We start from the raw sequence: 20666 nt of genomic DNA on the forward strand, positions 1-20666 counted from the left end.
TTTATCAGGTCAAAACGCGTAGTTTTTCCCTGGGTTCTTTAAACGAGTCGGTAGCGATGCCAAACCGTTCCGAAAGCTCGCAGATTTGGCGCCAGTTCAGCTTGCGGCGCCCACTGAGAACTTCAGACACCACTGATTGAGCGCCAACTTCAGGTAGCTCGCTCTGCGCTATCCCATGCTCTTGCATAAGGTAGCGAAGTACCTCACTTCCAGACACCTCAGGCATCGGGCGATGTGCTTCATCATAGGACTCAATGATATCACCCAAGCGATTCGCCAGGCCGACAAGTGGGTGTGTCTCATCGTCACCGACAAGATCAAGAATTTCATCAAGCGCCTCGACCCGGGCATCGTATTCAGCTTCGGAATGTGGATCGCTAAGAAGAGGGGCAAGATAAACCCAGTGTTCCGTCGCTTGCTCAACGAGTGCGTGCATAGTCACTCCTTTTTCCACTTACCCTTGTCATAACAAGACTACTCTATGGATAAAATACGCAAAAGCGTTATCTTCCGCTGCACAATCCCCCTTTATTCAGATGGTTTCACCTCAACACTATCCATTTCCCCCGAGCTTTTCCCTTGCGACCCGCGGGCGATATCGTTGTGACTGATAACCACAATTTCACGTGGCCACCACTCTGGATGGTTATCGCGGATAAACGCCAACAGCTTCTCGCGCAAATTCATTTCCGCTGTCCAACCCGCCAAAGGGTCTGAGGTCATGAGGTAACAGGTGACGGTTTGCGCCGTTCCTGTTTGTGCCGTTACGTAGCAGAGCAGCTTATGGTGTTCGATAACGCTGTCTTCTTCTTTGGCGACCTCGAGAAATTTCTCTCTTAACAGTCCTATATCGGCGCTTAAGTGAAGCGTCAGCGTCAATGACCGGTACATCTTGGTACTTTTTACCGACAAATTGTCGAATGGCTTAGAAGTAAAATAGGTAACGGGCACAATCAAACGCCGCTCATCCCATGACCTCAACCGGATAAAGGTATAAAAAATACCTTCGACATAGCACCACTCGTCTTCAAAGATCACCAAATCGCCAATGCGAATGGGTTTAGCAAACGATAACTGAAATGAAGCGAGGATATTGCCAAGTACCGTTTGGCCCGCCACGCCCACTAATACGGCCAATACACTGGCAGACGCCAGAATCGATAAGCCAAGGGTTTCGAAGAGCTGAACCTGGCCCAGTATGTAGATGGATACGCCGGTAACGGTGATCAGAATAATGACTCGGCGCAACGCGTAGAGTGACGTCAGTAGTCTGCGCTCGTCTCTGGGCTTGGTATCATCGATTTCCCCCACTATACGCCGCGTTAAACGCAGCATAATGGTATCCACTAAGCGCAACGCAACCGTGCCGACTCCCCAGGCCAAAATACTGATGAGTAAAACTCGGAAGGTCGTCGTGGCAACCGCTGAAAACGACACCACATAATCCAGCACCATCTGGGTAACCAGCGACATCGCAATCAGCGCCCCAGGCATACCGATTTGGCTGGCAAAAATGCTCGACACTCCTGAAGGTAACCATTTCGACATCAAGCTGATCAGACGGTGAACTCCCCACCCTACGAGCCCGATAAATAGCACAAACAAGGGAATCGCGATCCATTCCCAAATTCTCAGGACGCCAAACGAGGTCTGGAAGCGTTCGGGAATATAGCTTTCCAGAGCTGAGGGGCCGTACTGTTCATACAGCGCCGGAATATAAGACACACTGATAGGCATGATTAGCCAGACTGGCTCCTGGTCACCCACGCGGTATCGACCCAAGCGGATATCGTAGGTTTCGCCATCGGCTTTTAAAGAGGAGACCTCAACGTTGCGACGGGTCTCGCCAACGCGGGGGTTTTGGCCTGCGGGATCTTCAATCACCGCGTCTTCGCGACCGGGCAGATCGGAAACGCTCAACCAATCGCCGCGTTGAAAAACCTCTGCCAGTTGCCGGGCGAGTTCACTCCCCTGCTCGCGTTGTTCATCCTCTGAGAACTCGGAAAGGTTGAGCATATGGGCAGCGGCCTCATACTCCTCCTGATCCGTTAGCTTCAGAAAACTCCTGATCGATTCTCGCGGTGTTACTCGGTTTGCCTCTTCGGGAGGTTCACCAAGCCCCGTATTTAACGCATCGATGGTAAACCACCGCTCACTTTCGCTCTCTCCTCCTTGAGTTTGTGCCGCGCATAGGTTGGAAAAGGTCAGTGCCATCACCAACAAAACCCATGCGAGCCACGAGCTGTTTGCTTTCATAAATGCCTTATTCATTGAAGTGGGTCAGTTTGACTACCCACCGACCGGCCCTATCGAGCCAGTCCAGCGTCATTACTGGACTATCCATGTCAGTGGAGGAACAAAGTACAGCCTACCTTACTGAATGAAGCAAGACAGAATGCAATAGTGAAAAGTGGGATGAGAACAGCTCGCCAGATAAAGTAAATTTTACTTAACGCTTTCTCCTAACTTAGTTAATTCTGCATTGTATAAAGCCACCAGCAAGGGCTCGCCCTTGGTATTCACCCTAAACTGACCATAACGCGCTGGCTCATAGCGCTCACCGTACCCCTCCTGAAAGAAAAACGCATCGGTGGCAAAGCGTACCTGACCATTGCGTAGCCGGTAGCGCAGGCGTTGTTCGTCGTCGCGTAAAGAAGTACCTTCATCCAAACGCTGGAAGTGAGCAATACGCTGTTCATCCAAACGCACCACCACATGGCCGTTACGTGTTTTCAGCGAGTCTTCATCACGCTCACTCTGATGAAGCGCGCTTTGAATTTGGTTACCCAGCGCAAAGTTTAGCGCCATATAGTCGCCCTGCATCAATGAGCGCGGGTCGACGGGCGCCAGTTCCAAGTAAACAATTTCACCTTCGGCTAAGTGATGCTCTTTCTGCCAAATTGCCCAGTTCACCGCCACCAACACAACGACGGTGGTTAACACTATGATCCAGCGATTTCGCTTGGCTTTCAGCATCATTTCCCATGTCCTTCCACAGAGGTCGACGGACTATTTTCCGCTACGCTCAACCACTTGAGCAGCGTCCAACGTAGCGCCAGCAGCCCTCCCCCCAACACCAGCAACGTTAGAGCCTTGGTTAACAGTGTTGCGTCCAGCCAGTAGTAATAGCTGCCAATGCCCATCAGCAGAGAAAGCACTCCAAGCCCCAGCACTAGGCGATGCCCGATCGCGAACCCTAACAGTACGACGACCAAACCTTGGCCCACACTCGGTGCATAAAATGAGACCAACAGCAGCGCTAAAGGACTGAGATACAACCCCCAATGGGTTTTGGAATGAGGGATGGTATAGAGCAGCAACGCCAGAGAGAGTGCCACTAACACGGCGTTCAACCAGGGTGCTGACCATGCAAAAGCGTTAGTGCTCTGTGCGTCAAACCAGAAGGCAAAGGAGTGGCCGCTATGCGCTAATCCCTGCATCATCAAGAGGCCTATCAAAAGGCCGTAGCCCCATGCTTGCACATCTTGAATACGGCCAGGACAGCGAAATTCATTCAGCCAGAGCAGCGCCAGTGCCAACAGCACCAATCCACCCGCTGCTGGCGCCATAGCGTTCACTGCCAAAACCATATAGAGCGCCAAGCTGGCGGCAAAGGCTGAAAAGGTGCGATGTACCTGGCTTGGCATTACCAGCGCCAGTGCGCACTGTAAGGCCAGCAGCGACCACCACAAATAAGTGGACACATTCCAGAACTCGACCAGCGCCCACGCTATTAGCAGTTGCCCGGCTAAGCTAACCGCAAGCGCCAAGTGCTCGAGCACATCACCGCGAGCTTTGCAAAACAGCCCATAAGCCGCGCCGATCATCACAAGCCCCAGGCCCAACGACGCGGCGGGGCTCTCCACCATGAACACCACGCCCATGGCGATAAAGCCGAGCAGAAATAGCGCCGCTAACCAGCCTGAAAAGGCCTGCAGCGCACGTACAAACCAAGGCGTTTGCAACTGCGCTGGGGAAGTAGGCTCGTTTAACGGAATACCCGCTTGGCTCAGCCTAACGCTTAAATCATTAACGTTGTTCGTCACTGGGAAATCTCCCGATGTAGCCGCTTTAGCCATACCACGGCCCCAGCGCCCATCGCCAGTACCGCGATGGTGATCAGCAGCAGACTTCCCTCCTGCCAATCGCCTTCCCAGAGCAACAGCCTGGCAAGCAGCAGTGTGGTCACCGTTAACGCCGAGACACAGCCGCCCGCGATCATAAACAGGTCAGGCCGCCAATAGCGATAAACGCCATACAGCACCGCCAGCCAGAGTGAGTAAATCGCCAGCATTGGCGACCATACGAGGCCTGCATCGACTATCAACCTCATCGTTAACAGCGTCATAGGCACCCCGCTACCCACCGCCAGCAAGCGTAGTGCCCACTGCCGTGACCAGTTCCGGCAACGAGCCCCCCATTCCCATGTCGCCAAGGCAAGGGTATTGAGCCCAAACAGCCCCCAAAGCGCGGCATCGCTACTGACCAAAACGCCAAACGGCCCGCCCCAGGTACGAAAATAGAGCCCGACGGCCAAATTAAGTAACCCCAGCCACAACACCCAGAGCAGCTCAAAACGCGCCATCCAGACCCAGGGCAACGTGAGCACCGCCCAAGTAAAAAACAGTTGCCACGGATCGGCACCGGTCTGGTACACCTGCCCGAACAGCGCTAACAGCACCCCCAACAATAATGTGGCCGAGGTTAGCGCCACACGCTGAACCATCGGGCTGTACTTGGGCCAAATGGCGACAACTACCGCCAGCACCATCGCTGCCTGCACCACGCCAAAGCGCAGCCAACGGCCCATCTCAGCCCAGTTATAAGCGATGAAAAACAGCACCGCGAAGGCCAGCGCCAGTCCGCCTAGCCACAGCAGTAAGCGATCAATAAACAGAGCCCAAGCGCGAGGCGAAGGGTGCAGCCCAGAAGCTTGCACTGCGCGCGTCACCTGTTCAGGCGGTATCACGCCCTGCTCAATCAGTGGTATCAGTTCACGGCGGGTAGATGCCATGGGGGCTCCCTTCTAAACGGCGCAGTGGAAACAAAGTAATCTAGGCTAAGCGCCACGATCACTCCAACTTAGTAAAGCGCAACCGAGCAACCTGCGCAGGCGGCTGGAAGGAGTCGGCTCGGGCATTTTCCCAATAGTGCTTGAATACCGTGTGCTCGCACTTTGCATTGAGCAGTTCATTGGGTTTTAAGAAGGTGAATATCTGATCGTAGGACTGAATCTCGTTTTCCGAGACACGCCGGATAATGTGCTCGGGCCCCAGCTCACTAGGGTGGCTAAGCCCTGCGGCACCTAGCATTTCCGCCAGCGCTTTTAAGGTATTGCGGTGGAAGTGGTAGACCCGCGCTGTTTTATCGACAATGTCCAAATGGCGGCTGCGGTTAGGGTCTTGAGTAGCCACGCCGCTGGGGCATTTGTCGGAATGGCAGTTAAGCGCCTGAATACACCCTAATGAAAACATAAAGCCCCTGGCCGAATTGCACCAATCAGCCCCTAGTGCCATGGTTCGGGCAATGTGAAAACCGGACATAATCTTACCCGCCGCGCCGATACGAATCTCCTCGCGCAGCCCGGCCCCCACCAGGGTATTGTGAACCAGCGTAACGGCTTCTGTTAAAGGCACACCTATACGATTGATAAACTCCAGCGGTGCCGCACCGGTTCCTCCTTCGCCACCGTCCACCACTATAAAATCAGGACGCTCGCCGGTTTCTAGCATTGCCTTAACGATCGCAAACCACTCCCAGGGATGGCCAATCGCCAGCTTGAAGCCGATCGGTTTACCCCCAGAAAGCGAACGCAGGCGGGCAATGAATGCCATCAGTTCCAGCGGCGTCGAGAAAGCTGAATGGGCAGCGGGTGAAATCACGTCCTGGCCCATGGGGACTTCTCGCGCTTCGGCAATTTCGGCAGTTACCTTAGCCGCTGGCAATATACCGCCATGGCCCGGTTTGGCGCCCTGGGAAAGTTTGATTTCGATCATTTTCACCTGATCGGCACTGGCGTTAGCTGCAAAGCGCTCCGCATTAAACGAGCCATCGTCGTTGCGGCAGCCAAAGTAACCAGAGCCTATTTCCCAGACGAGATCACCTCCATGCTTGCGGTGATAGCCGGAAATAGAGCCTTCACCAGTATCGTGATAGAAACCACCTTTACCAGCGCCCGCATTCAGCGCCTCGATAGCGTTGCCCGAAAGCGAACCGAAACTCATGGCCGAAATATTGAAAACACTCGCCAGGTAGGGTTGGCTGCAGCGGCTACCGCCCACCCGAATCCTGAAGTCACTGTTTTCGATAGCCCGGGGAAGTAGCGAGTGGTTGATCCACTCATGCCCCGGCTGATACATATCCAGCAGAGAGCCAAAAGGCTTTTTATCACTCTCATTTTTAGAACGCTGATAGACCACAGCGCGCTGCTCGCGGGAAAATGGTCGTTCGTCAAGATCGGACTGGATAAAATACTGACGTATTTCCGGCCCAATAGACTCTAGAACATAGCGAAAATGGGCCAGAACAGGATAGTTACGGCTCACCGTTCGCCGCGTTTGGCGTAGATCATAAAGCCCCAGCCCAGCGAGCATGCCAAAAATCGCCACGCCCCAAAGCCATGCTAAAGAAAACACCACCCCCACCAGCGAAACCAACAGCAGAATCAGGCAGGCGACAAAGACGGCATTACGCAGAGGAATACGGGTCAATCCCCGGGCTTCGATCATCTGAACACGAACTCCTTATCAACAGTTCACCACAGGGGCGACCAGCTACCCCGACAGGCTCAATTTAAATCGTAAGGGTTTTGTGTAAGTTTTGGCGAACTTACTACACCCATTAATATCGAATGCTGCACTCACCTCGTATGCTACCCACAAAGGCCTTAGTGGAGACACCCAATGCTAATAAAGATTGCCAAACCGAGTGATTTACACGAATCCGATGTCACGCCGGAATCTATCTACCTCTCCCGGCGGCGTTTTATGGGCGGTATCGCAGGCCTAGGTGCAGGGCTCGCCCTATCCGGCCACGTCCGCGCTAACGACAACTACTCCGATGTACCCGAAGGCGATTCACCAGCGTGGTTAAAGGAGAAAATCAGCGAAACCCAGTGGCGAGCCGTCACCCCTAGCGATCCTGACAAAGATAAAATTGCCCCCTTTGATGACGCCAGTGGCTACAACAACTTTTTCGAATTCGGCACCGACAAGGGCGACCCTGCCCGCCATGCGGGCAGCCTGGAAACCCAGCCCTGGAGCGTGGTGGTCGATGGCGAGGTCAATAACGGCGGGCGCTTTGCCCTGGAGGACTTCGCCAAGCCCTCGCAGTTTGAAGAGCGCATTTACCGCCTGCGCTGCGTTGAGGCATGGTCGATGGTCATTCCCTGGCTGGGTATTCCGCTGGCCGATATCATCAAACGCGCCGACCCCACCAGCAAAGCCAAATACGTACGTTTTGAAACTCTGGTGGATCCAGAGCAAATGCGCGGGCAGCGCTCCTCGTTTTCGATCATTGATTGGCCCTACGTGGAAGGCCTACGCCTGGACGAAGCCATGCACCCGCTGACGATACTGGCCATGGGTATGTACGGCCGGGAATTGCCCAATCAAAACGGCGCCCCTCTGCGGCTGGTCGTGCCGTGGAAATACGGCTTCAAGAGCATCAAGTCGATTGTGCGGATATCGCTGACGGAAGAACAGCCGGTGAATTCCTGGCAGAAGATCGCCGCCGACGAGTACGGCTTTTACGCCAACGTGAATCCCAACGTCGACCACCCCCGCTGGAGCCAGGCCACCGAGCGCCGGCTGCCCAACAGCCTGTTCAACCCCAACACCATTGATACCCTGATGTTTAACGGTTACGCCGATGAAGTCGCCGAGCTCTATGCGGGTATGGATTTAAAGGAAAATTATTAATGGCCAGCCCACGTATATGGTTAGCATGGCGCGTGGGCGTGTTTCTGGCCGCGCTAGCACCGCTGCTGTTTTGGAGCTGGCAGGTGGCAAATAACGCCGCAGGCCCCGAACCGGGGCGCTACCTGCTGCTGAATATCGGCATCGGCGGGCTGTGGATGCTGCTGCTCACGCTCAGCCTTACCCCACTTACCAAGCTCACCCGTTGGAAAGGCTTTGCACTGATTCGGCGCCAACTGGGCCTATGGACACTCGCCTACGCCACCCTGCATATGCTCAGCTACGCGCTGTTTATTCTGGGGCTTAACTGGGCACTGCTTGGCAGCGAGATCATCAAACGCCCCTACATCATCGTCGGCATGATCGCGCTGATCGGCCTTGCTGTGCTGGGTGCCACGTCCAACCGCTGGGCAATGAAGCGCCTGGGCAAACGCTGGAAACCGCTGCACAAATTTTCCTACGCCATTTTAGGGCTGGTACTGCTGCACTTCTTCTGGGTGGTGCGCGCGGATATGCAGGAGTGGGCCATGTATGCCGCCATTGCGGCGCTCATCATGTCCACTCGCCTGTCCCCAGTTGCCCGTACTCTGCCTAAACTACGCCATCGATTGAGTCGTACTTAGGGCTTGTAAGAGATATCAACCGACGAAACCTAGCCAAGTACGCAGCGCAGATGCTTACGATAAGCCGCTTTATCGCGATCGACATCCGGCATCTTCATTACATCGTTGGCGATAAAGGTCGGCAGCGCTTCTAAGCCGATAAATTCCTGAGACTTATGGAATGGGAAGTAGACACCATCCACACCGCGCCCTTCGAAGAAGTTGTCAGGCTCATCGAACGCTTCCAAAGGCGCGTTCCAGGTCAGCGATAGCATATAGCGACGGCCCTGCAGCAGGCCACCACTGCCGTACTGCTTGGTCGGATCTTGGCGGCTGCGGCCATCGCTGGCGTAGAGCGAACCGTGGCCTTCTGTGAATACCTCATCGATGTAGCGCTTAACGATCCAGGGCGTTCCCATCCACCAACCCGGCATCTGATACACAATGGTGTCCGCCCATAGGTAGTTCTGCACTTCGGTCTCAAGATTGTAGCCTTGATCAACCACCGTCTCGCGCACCTCATACCCCATTTCCTGCAACGTACTCACTGCCACGCCGTGCAGGGTATTATTGAGCTTACCGCCAGAGTGGGCAAACGCCTTGCCCCCGTTAATCAGTAGAATCTTCATCTAACGCTTTCTCCCAAAGAGTTTCATCATCAAAGCTAACCGAGTAGATTTGACGTTAATGGCGCGTATTGTGGGAGTAACAGCGCGGAAAAAGAAGCGACGTACCAGCAAGACTCTTTTGATTTTAAATCAACAATGTTAAACACTCACTAAGGCAAACGGCAGCGCTATGAAAAGCAATTTATGAAAAGCACCCTTGAAGAACAGAAAGCATTTGTGACAGTCGTGGATAGCGGTTCTATCACAGGCGCCGCTGAGCGGCTTGGCATGACCGTTTCCGGGGTTAGCCGTACGCTTAACCGTCTGGAGCAAAAACTTGGCGCCACGCTATTACGTCGCACAACGCGCCGCTTGGAACTTACCGAAGAGGGAGAAACGTTTCTAAACCACTGCCGCCATATTCTGGCTGCCGTTGAAGAAGCCGAAGAGGCAATGCTGGATCGCCACAACCAGCCCCAAGGCAGGCTACGAGTTAACGCCGCCCCCAGTTTTATGCAGTTCGTGATTGTGCCGGTGATTGGCGAGTTCCGCGCCCGCTACCCTGGTATTACGCTGGAGCTGGATACTCATGATCGCTTTGTCGACCTGTTGGAACAGCGGGTTGATTTGGCCATCCGCATTGGCAAGCTTGAAGATTCGTCGCTGCACGCCCGCCTCCTTGGCTACAGCCCGCTGCGCCTTCTGGCCAGCCCCGTCTACCTTAAACGCCAAGGCGCGCCGCAAAGCATCGACGACCTTCAAGATCACAGCTTGCTAGGCTTCAGCCAGCTTGATCATCTCAACCGCTGGCCACTGTTCCGCGCCGATGGTCAACCCCTGCACATCACCCCAACGCTGGCGGCTTCCAGCGGCAGTACACTAATCGAGTTAGCCGTTGCGGGAGAAGGCATCGCTTGCTTAGCCGACTTTATGACCATCACTCCCCGTCAAAACGGCACACTGGTGGATGTACTACCCGACTGCACAGAAATGCAGACCCAAGCTGTGAACGCCGTGTACTACCGCCAAACCACGCTTTCACAACGCACCCGGCTGTTTATGGAGTTTTTAGCTGAACAACTGCCAGGGAAGTATTTGATCGCTTAAAACACTCGGTCAGCCGCCCCGAGTGCCCAGAAGCTGTTTGAGAACACGCGACTCCAGCACAAAGGGAATAGACATATGATCTTCGCCCTCTACTTTGTGAAAACTGCTACGCAAACCATATGCCGACAGGTCTTCAAGCCGCTGATAAAGCTGACTAGCATCCTGCTGGTTCTGGAGTGAGTCGTTGTCGGCCACGACCAATGAAAGGCTGTGATGGATGGCATTAACCTCCCCTGCCTCCACCTGCTGACTGAAGTCCCTTTCATGTTTCAACAGGTAGCTATTGTTCCACCAGAGACTGGGGCTGGCCGCGACAATGTGGTTAAACAGCTCCGGCCGAGTAAATAAGGCATAAATCGCAAACATACCGCCGAAAGAGTGGCCATAAAGACTCTGGTGATTAGCATCTACAGGAAAGCGCTCGGCAATAGCAGGCATCAAGCTCTGCTCGATAAAATCCAACAGCTCATCCTGTCCGCCCTGAGGTGGCGTGTTGTGCTCCTCGGCCACCGGCGGTGATAAGTCGTAAGAGCGGCGCAAGAAGTTATGCGGCGCTTCGCCCGGATAAGCGATGCCCACAATAATGGCCTGGCGGAACGGCTCCTGTGCCCGTTTGGCCTCATGCAACGAAGCGAAATAAGCGTTGCCATCCAACACATAGATCACCGGGTAACCGCCGCTGTAGGGTACCTCGCCTTCCGGTTTGCTGATCAGGATACGATAGACGGCACCTTGCTGGTTTTGCATCGTCCATTCCAGCGTCTGATCAAGGGTCACTTGACGCTCAGCCGCCACGTCTGGCTCATCTGCGTATGCTGCCCCTGAACCGGCCATTAAAACCAACCCAGCAAACACTAAACTACTCACAAAAAGTTTCATGACTCGTTGCCCCCGCGACGCTGCCACTTCATCACCACTGGTAAGCGATGCTACCAATCAGACTGCGACCGGCACCGCGATAGCAATAGATGCCCTCACAGGAGATATGCTCTTCATCCGTTACGTTAGTGGCGTTGAGGCTGGCACGAACCCCCTGTAAAGAGCCCGCGAAATCATAGTGAGCCGCCATATCAAACAGGCTGTATGCAGCGTTTTTATTGCTGTTGGCATTATCAATGTACTCACTACCGATATAGCGCACCCCACCGGAAAGACGCAGCCGTTCCAACGCAGGAACGCGATAATCCAACCACAGGGACGCCAGGTGACGCGGGGTATTCGCCAGGTCACTGCCCTCGTTGCCATCATTATCTGCGGTGATTTCGCTGCGGTTGTAGTTGTAGCTTGCGGTCATGCGCAGGTCGTCGGTGACATTCCCAACGGCCTCAAGCTCCAGCCCACGGGTACGCACTTCTCCGGTTTGTACTTGAAATAGCGGGTTCTCGAGATCAGTGGTTTTACGATTGGCCTCATCGATCTGGTAGATCGCCGCAGTCAGCATCGCGTCACTGCCCGCTGGCTGATATTTCAGCCCCAGCTCAAACTGCTCACCTTCAGTAGGATCGAAGTCATTGCCGCTCACATCGGTACCGCTCTCAGGCAGGAACGATTGCGCATAGCTGAAGTACGGCGACAGCCCCGAATCAAATGCGTAGAGTGCGCCAAAGCGCCAAGTGTTTTTCTCATCCCGGCTTTCGCTGGCAGTACCGGTGAGGTGGTTGCGAGTCTCGTCACGCGCCCAGTCGCGGCGGATTCCTGCGGTCAAACGCCAGTTATCGAGCTTGACCTGATCCTGTAAATAAAGACCTCTACGGTGGGCTTTCCCACTGTCGTTTGTCCACACGTTACTCGGCTGGGCTACAGGCTGACTGTAATCCGGGTTGTCGATATCGATCGACGGCGCGCTGCCGCCCGCATAAATGACATCGTTCTCGAGATAGGCGTAATCGGCGCCTAGCATCACCTCATGTTCCACCCCGCCCTGATCAAAGGTTGCCATCAGCCTAGTATCAGTACTAAGAGACTCCATCTCTTCGTAAAGGCCGACACTGCTTCGGCTCAGCGTTGTACCGGATAAGGTGCCTGCTGAGAGGTACTGGTTGGTGGTATCCACCTGGCCGTAGCGCACATTTTGCTGCAGTTGCAGCTGGTCACTCCAACGGTGGTTAAATTCATAACCTAGTGCCCACTGCTCTTGATCCAGCTTGTCAAAGTCTTCATCGCTGGACCAAAAATGAGTCAGGTTATCGCCGTCCTGATAAGGACGCGGTGAAGCAGAGGTCTGGCGTTCCTGATACTGGGTAATAAAGGTAATGTCGGTACGATCGCTAATCTGCCAATAAAGAGATGGCGCCAGCAGCGAGACGTCATTATCCACCTGTTCAATGTCCGTTTGCGCATCGCGCATAACGCCCACCAAGCGGTACTGCACATCGCTGCCCATATCACCACCCACATCGAACTGGCCTTGCAGATGGTCATGGCTGCCCACCTGCAGTTGCACTTCCTGTGGCGCATCAGCACTTGGACGTTTGCTAACCCGGTTCACCAGCCCACCCGGTGATAGCTGACCATAGCGCATCGAATCAGGGCCTTTGACTATCTCAATTCGTTCCAGATTATAGGGCACTGTGGAGTAGTAGGAGAGCCACCCGCTATTGGGTTGGCGCAAGCTATCAAGGAAATCGCCATGATATACCGTCGGATACCCCCTCACCGATATCAAGTCAAAGCGCGGATCCATCCCCGCTGCTTCAACCCGAACCCCAGCCGTATAAGCCACCGCCTGCTCTACTGACGACGGCTGCCGGTCACGAAGCTGCTCTTCGGTGACCACACTGATACTTTGCGCAAGCTCTATCAGCGGTGTGTCGGTTTTGCTGCCCGCTGAGGTGCTGTAAGCCAAATAACCGTCACTACTGATTCGGCTGCCTACCACTGCCACGGTATCCAATACCATGTTTTCTGCAGTACCTGCTTTTTCCATTACATAGTCCGCGGCCCCCCGCTTGACCACTCTCAAACCACTACCCTGAAGCAACTGGGCAAACCCCTCCTCCACGCTATAACGCCCATTCAATCCAGCGCTTTGCAGGTCATCAGTGAGGTCAGCGGGGAAAGACAACACAATGCCCGCATGGCTGGCGAACTTGCTCAATACACTGCCCAACGATCCTGGTTCGATGCTGTATGCCTGCTGGCTAGCAGCCTGTTGCGCCTGCCCGTCCGCTGTTTGTGCTTGCGCTGCTTGTAGGGGCAACAGCGACATCGAACTCATCAGGGCACAGCCTAGTGCGATACCGCCAAGCGCGCACGAAGGTTTGCCATGATGGTATCGAAGGGATATGAGTGTCTGCTTGGGGTTAAAGGGTTTGGTCATCTTTATCTCGTTAATTCCAGAATCGGTTGCTTTATCTCTGGGTCGAACGAGATCGGAAAAGGGACAATAAATAATCCAACTTTTTATTCGCTAGATTTGAGAGTTACCCAATATTGGGTCAGTCGGTCGACGCTAACCGGCAGCGCATTGGCAATGGCTTGCAGCGCCCGGTCGGTATCATCAATAGGGAAAGCGCCTGATACCCTCAGCCCGGCAATGGCGGGATCACAACGCAGCACGCCTGTACGGTAACGGCTCAACTCTGCTACCAAACGGCTCAACGGCCAGTCCACCGCTACCAGCAGACCGCGTGTCCAGCTATCCGCCTGGGCGGTGGCGGTGGCAACCTCTACAGAGCGTGAGCTCATCTGCGCCTGCTCTCCAGCAACAAGGCGCTGGGTCTTGCCACCAGCCAACTGCGGAATCAACTCGACCTCATCCTCCAGCACGGTGACTTGGGTAGACGTGCCCTGCTTGCGCACGGTAAACACGGTGCCCAACGGCACAACAGTGCCTTGCTCGGTATGCACCTGCAGCGCTTTAGCGGCGGCAACGCCTTTCGCCCCTTGGCCCGTGCGAATAAAGATTTCGCCTTCATAGAGGCGAATCAACCGCGTGGTCGAGGTTTCCACTACATCCAGCGCGGTGGCCGTGTTAAGTACCAATTGCGTACCGTCGGCCAGGGTATATTCACGGCGTTCTCCCCGTGCGGTGCGGTGGCTGGCCATCCAGCTTTCTACTGGCGCCTGTTGCCAGGCCAACGAGCCCAGCGCGCTTCCTGCTGCCAATAAAGCAAAGCCGCGCAGCACTGCTCGTCGGCTATGACTCTGACGTTGTTTGATCTGCAACGCATTGAGCGAAGGAGTACCAGGAATCACCTGCAATTGCTGACGCAGTTTTTCTACCTGTTGCCAAGCCTGAATGTGGGCCGGATCCTCCGCTAACCAAGCCGCATGTGCGTGTTTTTGCTGTGCAGTAACATCTTCCGAGCACAACAGTGCGTACCAGCGGGCCGCAGCTCTGAGGGTATCTTTGCGGGTTGCCTGGGTATCGCTCATAGTGGTTCTTCAAACATCAGCAGCAAGCAATGTTCAGTGGCTTTGGCCATGTACTTTTTCACCGAGCTGACGGATACCCCCAAACGTTCGGCGATCTCGGCATAACGCAGACCCTCCAAATGGCAGAGCAAAAACGCCTGGCTTACCTTGTTGCCTAACCCTTCCAACATTTCATCGATCTGAAACAGGGTTTCCAGAATCAAGGCCTGCTCTTCCGGCGAGACGACCACCGGCTCAGGTTGATGCTTTAAGGCTTCCAACCAGGCTTTTTCCAAGGCATCCCGACGCACAAAATCCACCCACACCCGGCGAGCAATGGTGGTCAGAAAGTTACGCGGTTCATGGAGTTTGCTAATTTGGTCGGCGTTACTCGGAGAGGTGAGAATGCGCAGAAAGGTATCCTGAGCCAGATCAGCCGCCTGCCAGCTACAGCCCGTTTTGCGCTGCAGCCAACGCTGTAACCAGCCATGATGTGCATTATACATCTCGGCCAATGGCGTATTCTCAGCTGAAACCGGCATCCCCCCTCCCAAACGATCAGCAAACGGAGGGATATTCTAGTAACAGCTGCCAGTTAATACAAATCATTATTATTTTCTTTAACCACACTATTGTCCCTCGATAGCTGCCGCTGAAAAGTGGACGTACAGCCCGCTCTTATTGAACTGCAGACCCAAGCTGTGAACGCCGTGTACTACCGCCAAACCACGCCTCCCAGCGCACCGGCTGTTTATGGAGTTTAAGCAGTGCAACTGCCGGGATGGTATTTGCAAGGGTGAAGGGCGAAGCCTACCCTACGCCATTGCGTGCCAAAAGGGCTCCAGCACCGAGCATTAATCCACCTGTCACTCGATCCCACCATTGGCGAATATTCGGCTTGCGCAATATATCTGCGACACGCTGCATTAGCCAGACAACACCCCACCACCAAACAACACCAATAACCACATCGAGTACACCGAGGATCAAAATCTGACGCACGACATCAGCAGCTGGATCCATGAACTGAGGTAACACACTAAGAAAAAAGACAATGGCTTTGGGGTTGAGCACATTTGTCAGAAAACCACTCACGAAGGCTCGGCAATGGCCTGTGCAAGCGTCTTCGCATTGAACCTCGTCTTGTACAATTTGATGTTGTTCGCTTTTACGCAGCACGCTAATACCTAGCCATATCAGATAAGCCGCGCCTACCCAGCGTATCACTACAAAAAATTCTGCAGATTGCGCAGCGATGGCTGAAAGTCCCATAGCCGCCATTAACATATGCAAGCAAAGACCACTCTGGGCACCCAGAGCAGCGGCGAAACCTAGATGTTTATGCTGCACGGCATAGCGGCTCACTAACAAAAAATCTGGCCCGGGAATTAGATAGGCCAGGAGTACCACAGCGATAAATCCCACCAACTCCATACAACCCTCAGATTTTTATCTAGCATGCAGGAGATTAAGCATGGTTTAGAAAATACAATGCTGCCATTAAATCGCTATGGCCATTCACTTCTTTAGCTTTGCAGAAACGGAACTATAGATAGAGTTTCTGGCAGCTTTCAGTTTAGGTCAGCCCACTACCCACCCGTTTAAGGCGCATGCCTCAGCATCGTTCTCTTTGCTTCTCCTTTCACCGACGCCATGATCCTTCCGGCATATCAATGTCGCGTTGAGCCTCATCGAGCGCCTGACGCACCCCCTCCCGATCAAACGGTATACAGTAAGCTGGTTTGGCGCGCTCAAAACGCCAGCTTTCCGCCAGCGACCCAGCATCGACAACGTCGAAGCCGAACTGTCGCACCAACCTTGCGACGCTCTCCTTAGCCGCATCGTCATCTCCCGCTATCGGTAGGGCGCGCCGGTTTCCCGAAGGCAGCGTCTGCCCACCCTTCTCCAGATCGGAGGCCAGAATCGCGTTGAATGCCTTCACGAGACGGGAGCCTGTCAAATGCTGCGCCAGCAGTCCACTCGTCGTCGCCCTGCGCTCATCCAGTTCGGGGATCGATCCATCTCGATCTGGATAGTAGTTATTGGCGTCCAGCACTATCTTGTCACGCAGTGGCTCAACCGGAAGAGTGGCATATTGATGAAAAGGAATGGCGATCAGTATAATTTCGCCGAAGCCTATGGCTTCATGCAGGCTGCCAATCTGTGCTCCAATTTTCGGCGGAATGCTGCGGAGTGTCTGCGGCCCCCGCGAGTTGCTGATCATGACGTCATGGCCTGCCGCAATCACCTGGCGTGCAAAGGCTTGTCCGATAAAGCCCGCACCAATAACCCCAATCCGCATGTCTTTCTCCCGACCGTTTTAAGATAAGCAGTACTTTATTGCGTTACTCAAACGTGATAAACAGGTCTTTATTGACTTAATAATCCACTGAGAGTTGATAATGCTGGATCGGTTAACGAGCATGGCTATTTTTGTGAGGGTTGCCGATCTTGGCTCTTTCACAGCCACCGCCGCAGAATTCGGCCTATCGACGCAGATGGTTTCCAAACACATCATGGCCCTGGAGCAGTTGCTTGGGTCGCGGCTCTTGCACCGCACCACGCGCAAACAGAGCCTGACCGAGATCGGACATCTCTATCACGAACGATGTCAGGTTATCCTTGCAGAAGTCGAGGCGGCCGAAGCGCTGACGGAACAGGCCCGGGCCGTTCCACGGGGTCGCCTCAGAATCAACGTGCCCGTCACATTTGGCAGTCAAAGCCTGGTGCCTCTTGTCACCCGCTACCTTCGTAAGTACCCAGAGGTGGAGGTCGACCTCACCTTGTCGGATCGTCTGGTCGATCCTATCGAGGAAGGTTACGAAGCTGTCATTCGCCTCGGGCCCATCAGCGACAGCACCACATTGGTGGCACGTCCGCTTGCCCCCTACCAGCTCATCGCCTGCGCCTCGCCTGCCTACTTAGCGAAGCATGGAGAGCCGGAGACGCCTGCGGATCTGGTTGAGCATGAGTGTCTGGGGTTCGCCTATTGGTTCGGCACCTTGGGCAGGCAGTGGCGCTTCAGTCGCGACAACTGCAATTTCGACGCTTCCGTGAACGGGCGGCTACAAGTCAACGACTGGAAGGGGCTGCTTCGCGCAGCATTGGAAGGATTCGGCATTACATTGGGCTACGAAGCTGCATTGACGGAGGCGTTATCCACCGGGCGGCTGGTGCGCATCTTGCCAGACTATGATGGGCCATCAAGACCTATGCACCTGCTCTACGCCGCCGATCAACGCATGACGCCGAAGCTACGCCATTTCATAGACGACGTTGTGACCACGTTCGCTTAACTTCCACCGTTACCTCGCGCCTTTGTCGTCCCTCACCCAGCGGGTAAAAGCAGCACTCTGAGGATCCGCCTCCTTTACGGCATAATAAACCAACCGTAAGTGGCGCTCTTCATCAACGGTTAACGTCGTGTGCTCGAACGCCACTTCGCCCAACTCCTCAAGGTAAAGATGACGTACTCCCTGGCAAGGGGCGTTGACCTCCTGGGTTTTCCACAACTGCTTAAACTCAGGCGATACTTTGGTTAACTCTTCGACAAGCTCATCAATGGTGGGGTCTTGCGCCGCGCGGGCAAAGTCGCGCCGAAAGCTGGATAGCATTTGGCTGACCTGCGTTTCCCAGGGTGACAAGCGCTGACGCACTTCTTCACGCCTTAACCCCGGCGTACGCCTTCGGCGGCCACGAGGAAGCCCCACCTCTTCTGGTGCGATTTTCTCTCGGTGCATGCGTAGAAACTCAGCTAGGTCTTCCCGCGTTCGAGTCAGCGTCCGTGGAGCGGTCATTTTATTACCTTGAATAACTTATCACTTTTAGTAATAGCATAAATAGTTAAATTGTACCCCTTTTAAAGCCTCTCCAGAATAGCCCTTCGCTGGCAAAACAGCGCTGGCGGATTCTTTTCTAATGCTTATGCCTGGAGTGCGTTATGGCTGACCAATCTCGTTTATCGGTATATCTCGTGGCACTGGGTGCGTTTGCACTTGGGATGGCCTCTTATGTCACTGCGGGGCTAATTCCCCTGATCGAAGACGCCTTTAGTGTCTCTGCGGCCACGGCTGCTCAGTTAGTCACGGCATTCACCTTAGCCTATGGCTTAGGCTCGCCTGTCGTCGTTGCGCTACTACCTGGCAAGTACCAACGCCTGGGTTTACTACTAGCGTTAGCCGTTTTTATTGTGGCAAATATCGCTAGCGCCCTCGCCACCAGTTTTATATCACTCGCGATATGGCGGGCGGTCGCTGGCGTTGGCGCAGGGGTTTACCTTGCCATGGGCATTGCCGCCTCAGCCGCTATAACGGTTGAGGCTCACCGCGGTAAAGCGATTGCCATCATTATGGGTGGTATGGCGAGCGGCACGGTACTGGGGGTGCCTATCAGCCTGTTACTGGCGGAGCGTTTAGGCTGGGAGTCAGCGATGTGGCTTATTTCAGCACTTGGGTTAATCGCCTACGCGGGGCTACAGGTAAAACTACCTGCGCTTCCATCCGCACCAACGCTTTCACTTGTTCGCAAGCTCGCTATTTTGCGAAGCCCTCATGCCATGGCCATTCTGGCGGTTTCCTTATTGGGCGCTGTGGCCAGTTTGGGGATGTATACCTTTATTGCCCCGTTTATGGCGGCCACCGAGTCAGGTGCTGTTCAGTCGATTACCGGCTATTTATGGGTGTGGGGGATTGGCGGCGTCGTGGGCAGTTTTCTGATTGGGCCTCTGGTGGACAGGTTTATCGGCCCTGTGATTACCCTGGCGATTATGTTGCTGCTCTTTTTGGCGCTCATTGCTCTACCTTTCACGGCGTCGGTTCACCCACTGCTGACGTTACTTCCAATTGCGCTTTGGGGTGCTGTGGGCTGGGCGCTTCAAGTGCCACAAAACAATGAACTCGTTCGTGCACGCCAAGCCCACGGCGACGGTAACCTGGCGGTCGCACTCAATGAATCAGCGCTCTATTTAGGCAGTGCGATAGGCGCGGCGTTCGGGGGCGTTTTGCTGGCTTTCCACCTTCCCGTTTCGACATTAGCCATTGGCGCGGGGGTTATTGCCGCTGCAGGTGCAGCAACACAGCTAATCATCGTCATGCGCATGAAGCGCTAGATCAGTTAGTGCACGCCAAGTGGCACTCTTCATGCCCCTTGGCGGCTCTGCATAGATCAGTCTTTTGCTTAACACCCAAACATCAGCGACCGGTGTGTAGAAAGCCCGGCCATGGCGCCATCAGCCACGGCAAAGGTGACCGACCCTGCGGCGCGGGCCACATCACCGCAGGCGAAAACACCGGGGATTGAAGTGGCCTGCATTGCATCGGTTTTAACAATGCAGCCCATGGGAGACTCCTCTAGCTCGCATCCCAATTGAGCTGCTAACGGGCTAAGGTGAATGCGCGGCGCGACAAATAAGCCCACCAATGGAAACACCCGCCCATCCTGCATTACCAGCTCAACGCCAACCTCCGTTTGGGAGACTAGCCGTGCCGCTGCGCCATATTCGATATGAGTACCGCGCGCCTTAAGCTGAGCCAGTTGCTCAGCAGTGGGTTCAAAGGCATCGTTAACAAACAGCATGGTTGCGCCCCAGTCGGGCAGCATCAAACCATGGTGCATCGCGAGTTCTGAGGTTGCCAGCACACCGATACCCTCTTTGCCCAGCTCATAGCCGTGGCAGTACGGGCAGTGGAAAACGCGTTTACCCCACAGCTCGGCGAGCCCCGGTAAGCCTGGAAGCTCATCGGTAACACCCGCGGCCAGAATAATGCGCCGTGCCTGATAGGTGCTTCCATCGGCCAGCGCCACCAAGAAATTATCAGCCGTCCCCGTTACTGCCTCCACCCGCCCCGTGCGCCACTCAACCGTTGGGTACTCCATCAGTTGGCTACGGGCCTCTGCTGCTATCTCTGCGGGTGGTGCACCATCCTGGGTTAAAAAACCATGGGAGTGAGAAGCAAAACGGTTACGGGGTTGTCCCGCATCTATCAGTAATATTTTCCGCCTTGCTCGGGCTAGCTGTAGCCCTGCCGCCATGCCTGCGTAGCTGCCACCGATAATCACTGCATCAAAACTCATTGCCC

General features: G+C 54.6%; 20 protein-coding genes. 5 read left to right on the forward strand and 15 right to left on the reverse strand.

Annotated features, from left to right (window positions below):
• Positions 1-4 precede the first annotated feature (4 nt).
• From K7H09_RS11520 to K7H09_RS11545, 6 genes are all read right to left on the reverse strand, one after another.
• Entirely contained in the window at positions 5-436 is a 432-nt protein-coding gene (locus K7H09_RS11520; protein WP_022519612.1) for a helix-turn-helix domain-containing protein, read from the reverse strand.
• 92 nt (positions 437-528) lie between these two features.
• On the reverse strand, positions 529-2256 hold the full coding sequence (locus tag K7H09_RS11525; RefSeq protein WP_141439829.1) for a mechanosensitive ion channel family protein: 1728 nt from the start codon (positions 2254-2256) through the stop codon (positions 529-531).
• 189 nt (positions 2257-2445) lie between these two features.
• Entirely contained in the window at positions 2446-2979 is a 534-nt protein-coding gene (locus K7H09_RS11530; protein WP_141439830.1) for a GDYXXLXY domain-containing protein, read from the reverse strand.
• Complete coding sequence (locus tag K7H09_RS11535; protein WP_230804673.1) at positions 2976-4046, reverse strand: DUF4401 domain-containing protein; 1071 nt, start codon at positions 4044-4046, stop codon at positions 2976-2978. The genes K7H09_RS11530 and K7H09_RS11535 overlap by 4 nt, the downstream gene beginning before the upstream one ends.
• A complete protein-coding gene (locus tag K7H09_RS11540) occupies positions 4043-5014 on the reverse strand; it encodes a DUF2157 domain-containing protein (RefSeq protein WP_230804675.1) in 972 nt (323 codons plus the stop codon). Before K7H09_RS11540 ends, K7H09_RS11535 begins: the two co-directional genes overlap by 4 nt.
• A 58-nt stretch (positions 5015-5072) precedes the next feature.
• On the reverse strand, positions 5073-6728 hold the full coding sequence (locus K7H09_RS11545) for an FMN-binding glutamate synthase family protein (protein WP_230804677.1): 1656 nt from the start codon (positions 6726-6728) through the stop codon (positions 5073-5075).
• Between the two features lie 174 nt (positions 6729-6902).
• On the opposite strand from K7H09_RS11545, the gene msrP reads away from it, so the two are divergent.
• Positions 6903-7919 carry a protein-methionine-sulfoxide reductase catalytic subunit MsrP gene (msrP, locus tag K7H09_RS11550; protein ID WP_141439834.1) on the forward strand — a complete coding sequence of 339 codons (1017 nt, stop codon included), beginning with the start codon at positions 6903-6905 and terminating at the stop codon, positions 7917-7919.
• On the forward strand, positions 7919-8539 hold the full coding sequence (gene msrQ, locus K7H09_RS11555) for a protein-methionine-sulfoxide reductase heme-binding subunit MsrQ (RefSeq protein ID WP_027957221.1): 621 nt from the start codon (positions 7919-7921) through the stop codon (positions 8537-8539). The genes msrP and msrQ overlap by 1 nt, the downstream gene beginning before the upstream one ends.
• A gap of 29 nt (positions 8540-8568) precedes the next feature.
• On the opposite strand, the gene K7H09_RS11560 is transcribed toward msrQ, so the two are convergent.
• Positions 8569-9147 carry an NAD(P)H-dependent oxidoreductase gene (locus tag K7H09_RS11560; RefSeq protein WP_230804679.1) on the reverse strand — a complete coding sequence of 193 codons (579 nt, stop codon included), beginning with the start codon at positions 9145-9147 and terminating at the stop codon, positions 8569-8571.
• A gap of 183 nt (positions 9148-9330) precedes the next feature.
• On the opposite strand from K7H09_RS11560, the gene K7H09_RS11565 reads away from it, so the two are divergent.
• A complete protein-coding gene (locus K7H09_RS11565; protein ID WP_022519622.1) occupies positions 9331-10233 on the forward strand; it encodes a LysR family transcriptional regulator in 903 nt (300 codons plus the stop codon).
• 9 nt (positions 10234-10242) lie between these two features.
• Here K7H09_RS11565 and K7H09_RS11570 read toward each other — a convergent pair whose 3' ends face one another.
• From K7H09_RS11570 to K7H09_RS11595, 6 genes are all read right to left on the reverse strand, one after another.
• On the reverse strand, positions 10243-11112 hold the full coding sequence (locus tag K7H09_RS11570; RefSeq protein WP_230804681.1) for an alpha/beta hydrolase: 870 nt from the start codon (positions 11110-11112) through the stop codon (positions 10243-10245).
• A 31-nt stretch (positions 11113-11143) separates the two neighbouring features.
• Positions 11144-13552, reverse strand: coding sequence for a TonB-dependent siderophore receptor (locus tag K7H09_RS11575; RefSeq protein WP_230804683.1), 2409 nt, complete (start codon positions 13550-13552; stop codon positions 11144-11146).
• Between the two features lie 83 nt (positions 13553-13635).
• Positions 13636-14610, reverse strand: a complete 975-nt coding sequence (locus tag K7H09_RS11580) for a FecR domain-containing protein (RefSeq protein WP_022519625.1) — start codon at positions 14608-14610, stop codon at positions 13636-13638.
• On the reverse strand, positions 14607-15131 hold the full coding sequence (locus K7H09_RS11585; RefSeq protein WP_022519626.1) for a sigma-70 family RNA polymerase sigma factor: 525 nt from the start codon (positions 15129-15131) through the stop codon (positions 14607-14609). The genes K7H09_RS11580 and K7H09_RS11585 overlap by 4 nt, the downstream gene beginning before the upstream one ends.
• A gap of 268 nt (positions 15132-15399) precedes the next feature.
• Positions 15400-16023, reverse strand: a complete 624-nt coding sequence (locus K7H09_RS11590) for a LysE family translocator (protein ID WP_138799691.1) — start codon at positions 16021-16023, stop codon at positions 15400-15402.
• Positions 16024-16231: 208 nt separating this feature from the next.
• Complete coding sequence (locus K7H09_RS11595; RefSeq protein ID WP_138799690.1) at positions 16232-16891, reverse strand: NADPH-dependent F420 reductase; 660 nt, start codon at positions 16889-16891, stop codon at positions 16232-16234.
• Positions 16892-16991: 100 nt separating this feature from the next.
• Here K7H09_RS11595 and K7H09_RS11600 point away from each other — a divergent pair, with 100 nt between their 5' ends.
• Positions 16992-17885, forward strand: coding sequence for a LysR family transcriptional regulator (locus tag K7H09_RS11600; RefSeq protein WP_138799689.1), 894 nt, complete (start codon positions 16992-16994; stop codon positions 17883-17885).
• 9 nt (positions 17886-17894) lie between these two features.
• On the opposite strand, the gene K7H09_RS11605 is transcribed toward K7H09_RS11600, so the two are convergent.
• Positions 17895-18386 carry an MmyB family transcriptional regulator gene (locus tag K7H09_RS11605; protein ID WP_230804687.1) on the reverse strand — a complete coding sequence of 164 codons (492 nt, stop codon included), beginning with the start codon at positions 18384-18386 and terminating at the stop codon, positions 17895-17897.
• A 143-nt stretch (positions 18387-18529) separates the two neighbouring features.
• On the opposite strand from K7H09_RS11605, the gene K7H09_RS11610 reads away from it, so the two are divergent.
• Complete coding sequence (locus K7H09_RS11610) at positions 18530-19696, forward strand: MFS transporter (protein WP_230804689.1); 1167 nt, start codon at positions 18530-18532, stop codon at positions 19694-19696.
• 68 nt (positions 19697-19764) lie between these two features.
• Here the strand turns inward: K7H09_RS11610 and K7H09_RS11615 are convergent, their stop codons facing one another.
• Positions 19765-20661 (reverse strand): NAD(P)/FAD-dependent oxidoreductase, encoded by an 897-nt coding sequence (locus tag K7H09_RS11615; protein WP_138799686.1) that lies wholly within the window; start codon positions 20659-20661, stop codon positions 19765-19767.
• Positions 20662-20666 lie beyond the last annotated feature (5 nt).

The sequence above is a fragment of the Halomonas sp. IOP_14 genome (assembly GCF_021021315.1).
GTDB classification, from domain to species: domain Bacteria; phylum Pseudomonadota; class Gammaproteobacteria; order Pseudomonadales; family Halomonadaceae; genus Vreelandella; species Vreelandella titanicae.

Coding starts and splice junctions, on each gene's coding strand:
- K7H09_RS11520 (WP_022519612.1), bottom strand. CDS start 436: ATGCACGCACTCGTTGAGCAAGCGACGGAACACTGGGTTTATCTTGCC.
- K7H09_RS11525 (WP_141439829.1), bottom strand. CDS start 2,256: ATGAAAGCAAACAGCTCGTGGCTCGCATGGGTTTTGTTGGTGATGGCA.
- K7H09_RS11530 (WP_141439830.1), bottom strand. CDS start 2,979: ATGATGCTGAAAGCCAAGCGAAATCGCTGGATCATAGTGTTAACCACC.
- K7H09_RS11540 (WP_230804675.1), bottom strand. CDS start 5,014: ATGGCATCTACCCGCCGTGAACTGATACCACTGATTGAGCAGGGCGTG.
- K7H09_RS11545 (WP_230804677.1), bottom strand. CDS start 6,728: ATGATCGAAGCCCGGGGATTGACCCGTATTCCTCTGCGTAATGCCGTC.
- msrP (WP_141439834.1), top strand. CDS start 6,903: ATGCTAATAAAGATTGCCAAACCGAGTGATTTACACGAATCCGATGTC.
- msrQ (WP_027957221.1), top strand. CDS start 7,919: ATGGCCAGCCCACGTATATGGTTAGCATGGCGCGTGGGCGTGTTTCTG.
- K7H09_RS11560 (WP_230804679.1), bottom strand. CDS start 9,147: ATGAAGATTCTACTGATTAACGGGGGCAAGGCGTTTGCCCACTCTGGC.
- K7H09_RS11565 (WP_022519622.1), top strand. CDS start 9,331: ATGAAAAGCACCCTTGAAGAACAGAAAGCATTTGTGACAGTCGTGGAT.
- K7H09_RS11570 (WP_230804681.1), bottom strand. CDS start 11,112: ATGAAACTTTTTGTGAGTAGTTTAGTGTTTGCTGGGTTGGTTTTAATG.
- K7H09_RS11575 (WP_230804683.1), bottom strand. CDS start 13,552: ATGACCAAACCCTTTAACCCCAAGCAGACACTCATATCCCTTCGATAC.
- K7H09_RS11580 (WP_022519625.1), bottom strand. CDS start 14,610: ATGAGCGATACCCAGGCAACCCGCAAAGATACCCTCAGAGCTGCGGCC.
- K7H09_RS11585 (WP_022519626.1), bottom strand. CDS start 15,131: ATGCCGGTTTCAGCTGAGAATACGCCATTGGCCGAGATGTATAATGCA.
- K7H09_RS11590 (WP_138799691.1), bottom strand. CDS start 16,023: ATGGAGTTGGTGGGATTTATCGCTGTGGTACTCCTGGCCTATCTAATT.
- K7H09_RS11595 (WP_138799690.1), bottom strand. CDS start 16,891: ATGCGGATTGGGGTTATTGGTGCGGGCTTTATCGGACAAGCCTTTGCA.
- K7H09_RS11600 (WP_138799689.1), top strand. CDS start 16,992: ATGCTGGATCGGTTAACGAGCATGGCTATTTTTGTGAGGGTTGCCGAT.
- K7H09_RS11605 (WP_230804687.1), bottom strand. CDS start 18,386: ATGACCGCTCCACGGACGCTGACTCGAACGCGGGAAGACCTAGCTGAG.
- K7H09_RS11610 (WP_230804689.1), top strand. CDS start 18,530: ATGGCTGACCAATCTCGTTTATCGGTATATCTCGTGGCACTGGGTGCG.
- K7H09_RS11615 (WP_138799686.1), bottom strand. CDS start 20,661: ATGAGTTTTGATGCAGTGATTATCGGTGGCAGCTACGCAGGCATGGCG.